This window comes from Stenotrophomonas sp. SMYL89, assembly GCF_036319985.1.
Classification (GTDB): Bacteria; Pseudomonadota; Gammaproteobacteria; order Xanthomonadales; family Xanthomonadaceae; genus Stenotrophomonas; species Stenotrophomonas maltophilia_Q.
Window position 1 is genome coordinate 32973 of record NZ_JAWIRW010000024.1, and the last position, 12468, is coordinate 45440.

Consider the following 12468-nt stretch of genomic DNA (forward strand, 5'->3'; position numbering starts at 1 on the left):
AACATCGCGCCATGATCGCAGTCCGTGTACGACACCGCAGTGGCCATCGGTCATACGGCCAGACCCGGCATGGTCATTGCCGCGATATGAAAAACGTCATCGAGTGGCGTCAGTCTCCTGAATCCGGGCGCAGCGCACGGACTTTCACGCCGCTGCACCGCGAGCATCGGCACAACGGCAAGCGCCAGGGCCGTCCAGTTCCAGCCGGGTCGGGGGGATCCGCAGACAGAGGGAGAGAAGCGATGCGCAGCACCGCAACAGGAAGTACCGTCCTGGCCCTGCTCCTCGGGCTTGCAGCAACGCCGGCGCAGGCCGCCGACGTGGTCGGCGTGGCCTTCGTGCATGGCACCGGCGCGCAGACCAACGCCACCCAGGACTACTGGCAGCCGGCCATCATCGACACCGTGCGCCAGGGCCTGCCGAACAGCAGCAACTACGTGGTCATCAACTGCGACTTCACCCAGTACATGTGGAAGCCGGAGGCCGCCGGCTGCCTGGCCAACCAGCTGACCCGCTTCATCGACAGCCGCGGCATCACCCAGCTGGTGGTGATCACCCATTCCAACGGCGGCAACGTGGTGCGCTGGATCCTGTCCAACCCGACCTACGACAGCCGCTACCCGAAGATCATCCGCACGGTGCGCAAGGTCACCGCGCTGGCGCCGTCCTCGGCCGGCACGCCGCTGGCCGATGCGGTGCTCAACGGCAACACCTTCGAAACCTCGCTGGGCTGGCTGCTGGGCTACAAGAACGACGCGGTGCGCCAGCAGCAGGTGGCGAGCATGGCCACCTACAACGCGCAGAACCTGTACGGCACCGCAGGCCGTCCCGCGCTGCCCAAGCCGTTCCGTGCGGTGGTCGGCAGCGACGTGGAATCGGCGGTGTGGGACAGCAACAGCTACTGCGGTGGCTACGCCGCCAATGTCGGCCTGGAGTTCACCCAGAACTGGCTGTCGTCCTGCTCCGATGGCTTCCTGGAGTGCAGCAGCCAGAAGGCCGCCGGCACCACCTGGTTCACCGACAAGCAGCGTACCCAGGGGGCAGAGCCGCTCAGCCACAACCAGAGTCGTCGCGAGTGCTTCGGCCTCGGCACGATCCTGCGCAACGACCTGACCCAGTGAGGGAGACGACCATGACGATCCATTCCACCCTGCTGGCCAGCGCGGTGCTGGCGGTGCTGTCCCTCTCCACAGCGCAGGCTGCGCAGCCGTTGAATGCCGCACGTGCCGGCGATCAGGTGCCCGCGGCGCTGGTTGCCGCGCCGTTGCCGGCCGATGAAAGCGAACACGCGCCGCTGTCCTTCGCTTGGGCGTTGGACCCGGCACAACCGCTGCAGGCGGCCACGCCGTATGCCTCTGTCAGCCGCAGCTACTGGCAGCAGGTCGATGGCGCGCAGCTGCAACGCGGCGTGGACCTGCCGCTGACCGCCGCCGATGCGGTGATCCAGCTGAGCCCGGCCGAAGGCGCGCGTGCAGTGCCGGCCAACACGTTGCAGGTGCGTGACCCGGCCGGCCGCAGCAGCGTGGCGCGCAGTGTCGACGCACGTGCGCTGCAGCAGGCCGGCATGCCGGTGAGCGATGGCAGCAGCATGCTGCGCACCGGCGCGACCAGTGCGGCCGGTGCGTACACGCTGCAGAGCGCGCAGGCACAGGGCCGCTACGTGGTGCAGGTGCTGGAGCCGAACAGCCCGCTGCGGCTGGAGGTGCAGGCCAACCAGGCGCAGGTGCTGGCCGGTGGCAACGTGCAGCTGCAGGCACGCCTGCTGGAAGACGGTGCCACCACCGCGCAGATGGCCTCGCGCCGCAGCAGCCTGGGCGGTGAAGCCCTGCTGGTCGCACCGGATGGACGCAGCTGGCCGCAGCGGTTGCTGCGCACCACCGATGGCTCCCTGCGTGCGCAGGTGCGGATTCCGGCTGATGTCGGCAACGTGCAGGGGCTGTGGGAGCTGCAGGTGTTCGCCCAGGCCGATGGTGTGTTGCGCGATGGCAAGGTGGCCTTCGCGGTGGCACGGCCGACCGCGCGCTTCAGTGGCCAGGCGGCGCCGGACCCGGCCAGCCGCCAGGTCGCACTGCCATTGCAGGTAGCCGCCGCTGGCCGCTACGAGGCGCGTGGCACGCTGTATGCCACCGGCCGCGATGGCCAGCTGAAGCCGGTCGCGCAGGCGCATGCGGCCGCGTGGTTCGATGGTCCGGGGCGTGGCCAGCTGGTGCTGCCGTTCGACCAGGCCGCGTTGCCGGCCGGCTTCGGCGCGCCGTACGAGCTGCGCGACCTGCAGCTGCAGGACCAGAGCCGGATGGCACCGATCGAATCGCGCGCGCTGGCGTTGAGGTTCTGAGGCTGGGTGCAGCGGGCCGGGATCCGGCCCGCTGCACCGGCATGGCGACGGAATGGCATCACATGGGGAATGGCATCACATGGGGAATGGCATCACATGGGGAATGGCATCACATGGGGAATGGCATCACATGGGGAATGGCATCACATGGGGAATGGCATCACAACGGGGTAGAGTCGACTGTTAGTCGACTGCCTTTCGCCTGAATCGCAAAGATCCCGCGCTGCGCGCGATAGTCGACTGACAGTCGACTCTACCGCCGCCGGTTTCCCGGGCCCATCGGTTTCCAAGCCGTTTCCCTCGAGGGCTCCGCCTCAGCCCGCGTAAGCGGTCAACCGGCCTTCCTGCTCGCACACGGTGATGGCGCCACCGAACACCGACGACAGCGGCTCGTTGCGCAGCAGTTCGGCGCGGGTGCCATCGGCCAGCACACGGCCATCGCGCAGCAGCACCACGCGTTCGATCTCGGGAATGATCTCTTCGATGTGGTGGGTCACCAGCACCAGGGTGATGCCCTGCTGGGCGAGCACCCGCATGGTCGCCACCAGCTGTTCGCGGGCGACCAGGTCCAGACCGGTGGAGGGCTCGTCCAGCAGCAGCGCCTGCGGCCGGTTGACCAGCGCGCGGGCGATCAGCACCCGGCGGGTCTCGCCGGCCGACAGCTCGGCATAGGCGCGCTCGCGCAGGGATAGGGCGCCGGTCATCGCCAGTGTCTCAGCGACGCGTGCACGCATGTCGGCAGTCACCTCGCGGAAGGCCGGCACCACGTAGCTGGCGAAGAAGCCGGACAGCACCGCCTGTTCCACGGTCAGCCCCGGCATGTCGGCCAGGTTGCTGCTGAGATCGCCGGTGACGATGCCCAGCTGCGAACGCAGCCGGTCCACCTGCCAGCGGTTCTGGCCCAGCACCTTCACGGCCACCGAGCCGTCGCTATGCGCCAGCGGGTACAGCTCGCGGGTGATCAGCTTGATGAAGGTCGATTTGCCGCAACCGTTGGGGCCGAGCAGGGCAGTATGCTGGCCCTGCGCGATGCGCAGGCTGAGCCCGTGCAGCACCTTCACCTGGCCGCGCACCACGGTGGCGCGGTCCAGTTCGATCAAGGGGGGCAGCTCCGCAACGGGCGGGGCGGCAGTCATGGTGCTGGCGCGTGGATCAAGGCTCGACAACTCAGGTCCCCAACTGTGAACGGTGCCACGGATGACGGTGGCAATCACCGCCGCAGGGATGCAGTTTGCAACGCAAGCGCCCATGATGTCTGCCATCCCCGCGTCGATACGGAGAGCCGCCATGCCCGATGCCCTGATGTCCCTGTTGACCGGTGGTGTGCTGGGCCTGGGCTGGTGGGCCATGCTGGCGGTGCTGCTGGTCTTCACCCAGGTGACCATCTTCTCGGTGACCCTGTACCTGCATCGCAGCCAGGCCCATCGCGGGGTCGATTTCCACCCGGCACTGGCCCACGTGTTCCGGTTCTGGCTCTGGCTCACCACGTCGATGATCACCCGCGAATGGGTAGCCATCCACCGCAAGCACCACGCCAAGGTGGAGACCGAGGACGATCCGCACAGTCCGGTCACCCGCGGCATCGGCAAGGTGTTCTGGCACGGCGTGGAGCTGTACCGGGAAGCGCGCGGCATGCGCGCGGACATCGAGCAGTACGGGCGTGGCACCCCGGATGATGCGATCGAGCGCCACCTGTACACCCCGCACGCCACGCTCGGCCCGGTGCTGCTGCTGGCGATCAACAGCGTGCTGTTCGGCCTGCCCGGCGTGGCCCTGTGGGCGATCCAGATGGCATGGATTCCATTCTGGGCGGCCGGCGTGGTCAACGGCCTCGGCCACTGGTGGGGCTACCGCAACTACGAATCGGCCGATACCTCCACCAACCTGACGCCGTGGGGGTTCTGGATCGGTGGCGAGGAACTGCACAACAACCATCATGCCTTCCCCAGTTCGGCGCGCTTCGCGATGCGGCGCTGGGAATTCGACATCGGCTGGAGTGCGATCCGCCTGCTGCAGGCGTTGCGCCTGGCCAAGGTGCTTCGCGTTGCACCGGCCATGGACGTACGCCCGAACATCACAGTGCCCGATGCCGAAACGCTGAAGGCGCTGCTCTCGCACCGCTTCCAGGCGATGACCGACTACCAGCGCAACGTGTTCATGCCGGCCCTGCGCGAGGAGGCCACCCACGCCGGGGCCAAGCTGCGTCGCCTGCTGCCGCGCCGGCTGCGCCGTGGCCTGGTCAATGATGGCCGCTGGTTGAAGCCGGACAGCCGCGCCCAGCTCAGCGAATGGGTGGCGCAACGGCCGCGCATCCGCACCCTGGTCGAGTACCGGGGGCGCCTGGCCGCGTTGCTGGAAGCGCGCGGCCACGATGCGGCCGAGCGCCTGCATCAGCTGCAGGCGTGGTGCCGCGAGGCCGAGGAAAGCGGTATCGCCGCGTTGCAGGCCTACGCCGCACGATTGAAGGGCTACAGCCTGGTGGGCGCGTGAGGACAGGGTACGGGCTTCTGCTGGTGGCGATGCTGCCGGGCGCGGCGCTGGCCCAGGTCACCGACACCGCCAGCTATCTGCAGCGGATGGACAGCGATGGCGACGGCAGGGTCAGCGAGGCCGAGTACGTGCAGTGGATGCTGTATGCCTTCGACCGCATGGACCGCAACGGCGATGGCGTGCTGGGCGCCGAGGAGCTGCCCGGCGGCAAGGGCAGGGCGATCAGCCGCGAGCAGCAGCGGCAGGTGATCGTGAAGCGCTTCCACACGCAGGATGCCAACGGCGACGGCTACCTGGATGCACGGGAGCTGGCGGCGCCGCCGCGCTGACTCTGCACCGTCGCCGGGCATGGCGCGGCGCTACCAGGTGCACCGGTCCCGGTAGCGCCGGGCCATGCCCGGCGTAGAATCACCGCATGCCTGAACTGCCCGAAGTCGAAACCACACGCCGCGGCCTGGCGCCGCACCTGCAGGGCCGTCGCGTGCATGGGGTGATCCTGCGCCGGGCCGATCTGCGCTGGCCGATTCCGCCGGAAGTGGCCGAGCTGCTGCCGGGGCAGCGCATCGAGGACATCCGCCGCCGCGCCAAGTACCTGCTGCTGGACACCGCCATCGGCAGCGCCGTGCTGCACCTGGGCATGTCCGGCAGCCTGCGCGTGCTGCCCGGCGACACCCAGCTGCGCGCGCACGACCATGTGGATATCAGCCTGGACAACGGCCGCCTGCTGCGCTTCAACGACCCGCGCCGCTTCGGCAGCCTGCTGTGGCAGCCGGCCGGCGAGATCCATCCGCTGCTGCAGGGGCTGGGCCCGGAGCCGCTGGACGATGCCTTCGACGGGGACTACCTGTTCGCCCGCAGCCGCGGCCGCAGCGCGCCGGTGAAGACCTTCCTGATGGACCAGGCGGTGGTGGTGGGCGTGGGCAACATCTACGCCGCCGAAAGCCTGTTCAAGGCTGGCATCAGTCCGCTGCGCGAGGCCGGGAAGATCTCGCGCGAGCGCTACCAGCGGCTGGCTGGCGCGGTGAAGGAGATCCTCGGCTACGCCATCACCCGTGGTGGCACCACCCTGCGCGACTTCATCAGCCCCGATGGCGCGCCGGGCTACTTCGAGCAGGAACTGCTGGTATACGGCCGCGATGGCCTGCCGTGCCCGAACTGCGGCCGCGCACTGAAGCACGCCACCATCGGCCAGCGCGCGAGCGTCTGGTGCAGCCACTGCCAGCGCTGAGCCGGACGGCCAGCGGCAGCTGAACGGGCAGGGCGCGTCTCCGCTGCCCGTTAACGTTTGTCTGCCTATGATGGCCGACCTTCCTTCTGTGCCTGACGCGCCTGCATGCAACGACGCGACTTCATCCGCAATGCCTCCCTCGCCCTGGCTGCATTCGGCCTGCCGTCCCTGCCCGCGTGCGCGGCCAGCAAGAGTGGCCAGATGGGCCTGCGCCGCCTCGGTCAGCCGCAGCCGTTCGACTTCGCCACCCTGAAAGGGCAGGCGCGGGCGCTGGCACAAGCGCCCTACAAGAGCCACAAGCGGGTGCTGCCGGGCCGCCTGGAAGGACTGGACTGGGACCAGTACCAGTCGATCGGCTATCGCCAGGACCACGCGCTGTGGGCCGACCAGCCGGGCAAGTTCCAGGCCAAGTTCTTCCACCTGGGCCTGTACTTCCATTCGCCGGTGCGCATGTTCGACGTGGTCGACGGCAAGGCGCAGGAGCTGGCCTATGACGGCGCGGCGTTCAACTACGGCAAGAGCGGCATCAAGGACGGCGAGCTGCCGGCCGATCTGGGCTTCGCCGGGTTCCGCCTGAACACCCGCAAGGACACCGACCGCGACTTCGCTGCGTTCCTTGGCGCCAGCTACTTCCGCGCCGTCGGCAAGGAAGGCCAGTACGGCCAGTCCGCGCGTGGCCTGGCGATCGATACCGGCATGGGCAAGCCGGAGGAATTCCCGGACTTCATCGCCTATTACCTGGAACAGCCGTCGGCCGATTCGGAAACGATCGTGGTCTATGGCCTGCTGGATTCGCCCAGCGTGGCCGGCGCCTACCGCTTCGCGATCACCAATGGCGATGTGCTGCTGATGGACATCGACAGCGCGCTGTACCCGCGCAAGGCGATCGAGCGCCTGGGCATCGCACCGTGCACCAGCATGTACCAGGTGGGCGAGAACGACCGCCGCATGGGCTGGGACTGGCGCCCGGAGATCCACGATACCGATGGCCTGTCGCTGTGGACCGGCGCCGGCGAGTGGATCTGGCGGCCGTTGCTGAACCCGCGCAACCTGCGCTTCAACATGTTCATGGACCGCAACCCGCGCGGCTTCGGCCTGCTGCAGCGTGACCGCAACTTCGACCACTACCAGGACGATGGCGTGTTCTACGAGAAGCGCCCGTGCCTGTGGGTGGAGCCGAAGGGCGAGTGGGGCGAAGGCTCGGTGCAGCTGGTGGAGATTCCCACCGTGGACGAGACCTTCGACAACATCGTGGCCTTCTGGAACCCGAAGGAAAAACCGCAGCCGGGCCAGGAGCTGCTGGTCGGCTACCGCCTGTATTGGGGCGCCGAGCCGCCGGCACGCCCGCCGCTGGCGCACTGCGTGGCCAGCCGCACCGGCCTGGGCGGCGTGGTCGGCAAGAAGCGCGAGTATTTCAGCTGGCGTTTCGCGGTGGACTTCGAAGGCGGCGAACTGGCCAGGCTGATCGACAAGGCCGAGGTCGAGGCGGTGGTGGAAGCCAGCCGTGGCCGGGTCGAGATCGTGTCGGCGCGCCCGCTGCGCGAGATCAACGGGTACCGCGCGATGTTCGACCTGGTGCCGCCGGAGGGCAGCACCGAGCAGATCGATATCCGCCTGTTCCTGCGCAGTGGCGGCAAGACCCTTACCGAGACCTGGCTGTACCAGTACACCCCGCCGCCGGCGGGTGCGCCGGAGCGCACGCTGTACTGAGTGGTTTGGGATTGCAGGGCTTGCAGCCCTGCACCTGCTTCAATCAAAAGCAACGTCAACAGCAGAAGCTGGTTTCCTGTGGGGACCCACCCCGCCTTCGACAGTTTTGCGCGATCTGTCGGAACAGCTCGTGGGGTCAGATCCGTTTTCCGAAGGAAAACGGATCTGACCCCGGAATTTCATTCGATATCTTACAGAGGTGTCGACCAAGGTCGACACCCACCAACAGCTGCGGGATTCTGTCAGAGGTGGGGCGGTGTCGGAGTGCGGGGTGTCAGCCGCATGGATGCGGCTGCCAAGCTTACAGGGACGTACTTGCAGCGTCCCCGCACTCCGACACCGTCCCGCCATCCCACGGAATGCCGCTTTGGCTTTGGCTGTTGCCGTTGCTGTTGCCTCTGCGGGTGCAGGGCGCAGCCCTGCCGAACACCCTCTACAGCGGCAGGGGCGCCTGCGCCGGGTCGATCCGCCCTTCACCGCGGGTGATCTTCTTGAACTCGGCACGGCTGACCGACACGTAGCGGTCGTTGCCACCGATCTCCACCTGCGGGCCATCCTTTACCGCGTGGCCATGTTCGTCCACGCGTACCGTCATCGTTGCCTTCTTGCCGCTGTGACAGATGGTCTTGATCTCCTGCATCTCGTCGGCCCAGGCCAGCAGGTACTGGCTGCCCTCGAACAGCTCGCCGCGGAAGTCGGTGCGCAGCCCGTAGCACAACACCGGAATGCGCAGCTGGTCGACCACCTCGCTCAGCTGCCAGACCTGGGCACGGGTGAGGAACTGCGCTTCGTCCACCAGCACGCAGCCCATCGGCCCGTGGGCGGCCAGGTCCTGCTCGACCCACTGCTGCAGGTCGGTGTCACGGTCGAACGCCATGCCCTCGGCGCGCAGGCCGATGCGCGAGGCGACCACGCCGGCGCCGGCACGATCATCCAGGCGCGGGGTCAGGATCGCCACCCGCATGCCGCGCTCGCGGTAGTTGTGCGCGCTCTGCAGCAGGGTGGTGGTCTTGCCGGCGTTCATCGCCGAATAGTAGAAATAGAGCTTGGCCATCGGCCAATTCTAGTCGCCCACCGCCTTGTCGTCGCGGACCGTGTCCGGCCGTCCTATCTCGACGCTGGGGGTCCGCGCGGGGCGCCAGTAGTTGTCCTGCAGGCACCAGTAGTCGGCGGCGCGCCAGTAGTCGTTGTCGTAGACGATGCTGCCCGGCGTCGCGATGCCCTGCTCGTTGCCGCGGCGGGGGACGACGATCAGGCCGGAGCTCACGTACCCGAGGCGGCTGCCGGTGATCTGCTGGCGGCCGTCCCTGAGGGCGCGCTCCATGCGAGGCTTGGCCACGCGGTCGCCATAGTCGGCATAGACCTGCTGGCCGCGCTCGATCGCCTGTGCCTGCTGCAATGCGTCCAGGCGTGCCCAATAGTGCTCCCGCAGCACCAGGAAGTCGTGATACATGCGCTCGGCGGCAAGGTCCATCCAGATGTAGGCCATCACCGGATCGGCCCGGGTACCGAGGCCCTCCTGGTACAGCCGCGCCACCATGGCCTGGGAGAATTTGTCGGCGTAGCGCGCCGAACGCTTGTAGTAGTCCAGCGCCCTGGCGGGCTGTCTGTCCCGTTCGGCCTGCTGGGCCATGCTGCGCCAGAACAGGTCCGGATGGGCATCAAAGAAGCCTCCGGTCAGGACGGTTGGCGGGATCTGCCGCGGGGCCTCCACCGGGCATTCCCTGGCGGTCACGCCAGCGGCCATCGACAGGCCCAGCAGCAGGCAGAAGAGTGGAGCGTGCTTCGCTTTCATATGATCGCCCTCCTGGCAATGACTATGGAAATACGAACGTCAGCGCCCCGCGCCTTCCACCGGGCTGAGTGGGCCGACCTCGACGCTGCGGCCGCGGAATTCCTGTTCCCAGATGCGGTCCTGCATGCACCAGTAAGCTGCAGGGTCCCAGTACGCATCCCGGTAGTAGTCATCGCCGCGGGTCGGCCAGCCGGCTTCCGGGCCGTCGGACAGTTCCACCTGCAGCATCGAGCTGACCCAGCCGGTACGGCTGCCGGTCATGCGGCTGCGGTCCACGCGCATGGCAGCCTCCATGCGCGGCTTGGCCGTGGCATCGCCGTAGGCCGCATACAGCGCCGGCCCTTCGGTGAGCACCCGTTGCCGCTGCGCGGCATCCAGGCGGTTCCAGTAGCGCTCGCGCTCCAGCAGCAGGTCGCGGTAGCCGCGTTCGGCGGCCAGGTCCATCCAGATGTAGGCCAGCACCGGATCAGGGGCGGTACCCGTGCCCTCCTGGTACATGCGCGCGACCAGCGACTGCGACAGCTTGTCGGCGTGCGCGGCTGCCCGCTTGAAGCGCACCAGCGCATGATCGGGCCGGCCCTGGCGCCACGACTGCAGGCCCAGCTCGCGCCAGTGCAGATCAGGATGAGCCTGCAGGAAGCCCTGGGTCATCAGCGCAGGCCGCAACGATGCGCCAGGATCGGGCGCGCAGTCCGCACTGCGGGCGGCCAACGGCGCCAGCAGCAACAGCAGGGTGCCCAGCAGGGCGGCAGAAGCGGTCGGGCGCATGCACCTGGCTCCAGTGCTCCGGTGGCGAATCAATAGCTTAGGAACGGTGTGCATGCAAGTCAGGTCCGCCCGCTGCGGCCCCGCTACAATCCCATTCCCATGCACGGTCTCAATCCCCCCCAAGCCGCCGCCGTCCTGCACATCGAAGGTCCGTTGCTGGTGCTCGCCGGCGCGGGCAGCGGCAAGACGCGCGTGATCGTGGAAAAGATCGCCCATCTGATCGGCAGCGGCCGCTATCCGGCACGCCGCATCGCCGCGATCACCTTCACCAACAAGTCGGCCAAGGAAATGCGCGAGCGTGTGGCCAAGCGCCTGCGCGAGCAGGATGCGGACGAGGTGACCATCTGCACCTTCCATGCGCTGGGCCTGAAGTTCCTGCAGATCGAGCATGCCGCTGTGGGCCTGAAGCGTGGTTTCTCGATCTTCGACGCCGACGATGCCGCCGCGCAGATCAAGGACCTGATGTACGGAGCCAAGCCCGACGACATCGAGGACATGAAGAACCTGGTGTCGCGCGCGAAGAACGCCGGCCTGTCGCCCGAGCAGGCGATGGCCGCCGCGCGCAGCAACCGCGAGAAGGAAGCGGCCAGCGTCTACGAGCGCTACCAGCTGCGCCTGACCGCGTTCAATGCGGTCGATTTCGATGACCTGATCCGTTTGCCGGTGCAGATCCTGGAAGAGAATCCGGAGATCGCGCTGGCCTGGCGTGAACGCATCGGCTACCTGCTGGTGGACGAATGCCAGGACACCAACGACGCGCAGTATCGCCTGCTCAAGCAGCTGGCCGGTGAGAAGGGCAACTTCACCTGCGTGGGCGATGACGATCAGTCGATCTACGCCTGGCGCGGCGCCAACCCGGAAAACCTGCAGCAGATGGGGCGCGACTACCCCACGCTGGAGATCATCAAGCTGGAGCAGAATTACCGCTGCTCCAACCGCGTGCTGCGCGCTGCCAACGCGCTGATCGCCAACAACCCGCATGAGCACCTGAAGAAGCTGTGGAGCGACCAGGCCGACGGCGAACGCATCCGTGTATGGGAATGCCGCAACAGCGAACACGAAGCGGAAAAGGTCGCCGCCGAGATCGCCTTCGTGGCCCAGTCGCGCAACGTGCCGTGGAGTGATTTCTGCATCCTGTTCCGCGGCAACTTCCAGTCGCGCCCGCTGGAAAAGGCGATGCAGCTGCTGCGCATCCCCTACCATCTGACCGGCGGCACCATGTTCCTGGAGCGCCAGGAAGTGAAGGACACGCTGGCCTGGCTGCGCCTGCTGGTGAACCCGGACGACGACACCGCGTTCATGCGCGCGGTGCAGTCGCCCAAGCGCGATGTGGGTGCCGGCACGCTGGCCAAGCTGGCCGAGCTGGCGCAGGAAAAGGACATGCCGATGGCGCAGGCCGCCGAGGCGATCGGCGCACTGCAGCAGCTGCCACCGCGCGCGGCCAACAGCCTGGCCCGCTTCACCGATATCCTGCGTGACCTGCGTGCGCAGATGCGCCAGGTGAGCTCCGGCGACATGATCCGCAAGGTCGCCAAGGAATCCGGCCTGCTCAGCGAACTGCGCCAGCAGGCCAAGGAAGAGGCCAGCTACCAGCGCCGCGCCAACAACATCGAGGAACTGGCGCAGTGGTTCGAGGGCGGCCCGCGCGGTGCCACCGCCGCTGACCTGGCCGGCCAGCTGGCGCTGCTGTCGCGCAGCGACAAGGACGAGGGCGGCAACCAGGTGCGCATGATGACCATGCACGCCTCCAAGGGCCTGGAGTTCCCGTATGTGTTCATCGTTGGCTGCGAGGACGGCGTGCTGCCGCACCAGGTGAGCCTGGACGAGGGCAACCTGCAGGAAGAACGTCGCCTGCTGTACGTGGGCATCACCCGCGCCAAGATCCAGCTGTGGATGAGCTACAGCAAGCTGACGCGCAAGTTCGGCGAGCATGTGCGGCTGAAGCCGAGCCGGTTCTTCGAGGAGATTCCGGCCGAGGAGATCCAGCGCGATGGCGCTGACCCGGTGGCGGATGCGGCACGGAAGAAGGAGCGCGCCAGCGCGGGGTTGGCTGCGATCGAGGCGCTGTTTGATTGATCGGCGAACGGCGCAGCCCCTCGTGGTTGGCGCCGTTCGCAGTGCATTCGTGGTGGGCCGGGGGGG

The 12468-nt window shown here is 67.7% G+C and carries 11 protein-coding genes; 7 read left to right on the top strand and 4 right to left on the bottom strand.

What is annotated here, in order from left to right; all coding sequences use genetic code 11:
* Positions 1 to 242: 242 nt before the first annotated feature.
* Both V3B41_RS18995 and V3B41_RS19000 read left to right on the top strand, forming a co-directional pair.
* Entirely contained in the window at positions 243 to 1121 is an 879-nt protein-coding gene (locus V3B41_RS18995; protein ID WP_329861785.1) for a hypothetical protein, read from the top strand.
* Between the two features lie 11 nt (positions 1122 to 1132).
* Positions 1133 to 2335 carry a DUF4785 domain-containing protein gene (locus V3B41_RS19000; protein WP_295548584.1) on the top strand — a complete coding sequence of 401 codons (1203 nt, stop codon included), beginning with the start codon at positions 1133 to 1135 and terminating at the stop codon, positions 2333 to 2335.
* 314 nt (positions 2336 to 2649) lie between these two features.
* On the opposite strand, the gene V3B41_RS19005 is transcribed toward V3B41_RS19000, so the two are convergent.
* Positions 2650 to 3471, bottom strand: coding sequence for an ATP-binding cassette domain-containing protein (locus tag V3B41_RS19005; RefSeq protein WP_329861786.1), 822 nt, complete (start codon positions 3469 to 3471; stop codon positions 2650 to 2652).
* A gap of 151 nt (positions 3472 to 3622) precedes the next feature.
* On the opposite strand from V3B41_RS19005, the gene V3B41_RS19010 reads away from it, so the two are divergent.
* The 4 genes from V3B41_RS19010 to V3B41_RS19025 all read left to right on the top strand — a co-directional run bounded on the left by V3B41_RS19010 (position 3623) and on the right by V3B41_RS19025 (position 7763).
* Positions 3623 to 4825 carry a fatty acid desaturase gene (locus V3B41_RS19010; RefSeq protein ID WP_329861787.1) on the top strand — a complete coding sequence of 401 codons (1203 nt, stop codon included), beginning with the start codon at positions 3623 to 3625 and terminating at the stop codon, positions 4823 to 4825.
* The gene (locus tag V3B41_RS19015) at positions 4822 to 5154 is read left to right on the top strand and encodes an EF hand domain-containing protein (protein ID WP_049431095.1); all 333 of its coding nucleotides are present in this window, start codon (positions 4822 to 4824) and stop codon (positions 5152 to 5154) included. Before V3B41_RS19010 ends, V3B41_RS19015 begins: the two co-directional genes overlap by 4 nt.
* A gap of 86 nt (positions 5155 to 5240) precedes the next feature.
* Positions 5241 to 6053: a bifunctional DNA-formamidopyrimidine glycosylase/DNA-(apurinic or apyrimidinic site) lyase gene (gene mutM / locus V3B41_RS19020; protein WP_049431091.1), complete on the top strand. Its 813-nt coding sequence runs from the start codon at positions 5241 to 5243 to the stop codon at positions 6051 to 6053.
* 105 nt (positions 6054 to 6158) lie between these two features.
* Positions 6159 to 7763, top strand: coding sequence for a glucan biosynthesis protein D (locus V3B41_RS19025; protein WP_049431089.1), 1605 nt, complete (start codon positions 6159 to 6161; stop codon positions 7761 to 7763).
* 433 nt (positions 7764 to 8196) lie between these two features.
* Here V3B41_RS19025 and V3B41_RS19030 read toward each other — a convergent pair whose 3' ends face one another.
* Genes V3B41_RS19030 through V3B41_RS19040 form a run of 3 tightly spaced genes read right to left on the bottom strand, consistent with a single transcriptional unit; the run spans position 8197 to position 10326 of the window.
* Positions 8197 to 8817, bottom strand: coding sequence for a thymidine kinase (locus tag V3B41_RS19030; RefSeq protein ID WP_049426678.1), 621 nt, complete (start codon positions 8815 to 8817; stop codon positions 8197 to 8199).
* A gap of 9 nt (positions 8818 to 8826) precedes the next feature.
* Positions 8827 to 9558: a sel1 repeat family protein gene (locus V3B41_RS19035; protein WP_049426677.1), complete on the bottom strand. Its 732-nt coding sequence runs from the start codon at positions 9556 to 9558 to the stop codon at positions 8827 to 8829.
* A 39-nt stretch (positions 9559 to 9597) separates the two neighbouring features.
* Positions 9598 to 10326 carry an SEL1-like repeat protein gene (locus tag V3B41_RS19040; RefSeq protein WP_049426676.1) on the bottom strand — a complete coding sequence of 243 codons (729 nt, stop codon included), beginning with the start codon at positions 10324 to 10326 and terminating at the stop codon, positions 9598 to 9600.
* Between the two features lie 99 nt (positions 10327 to 10425).
* Here V3B41_RS19040 and V3B41_RS19045 point away from each other — a divergent pair, with 99 nt between their 5' ends.
* Entirely contained in the window at positions 10426 to 12402 is a 1977-nt protein-coding gene (locus V3B41_RS19045) for a UvrD-helicase domain-containing protein (RefSeq protein ID WP_329861788.1), read from the top strand.
* The last annotated feature ends 66 nt before the right edge of the window (positions 12403 to 12468 follow it).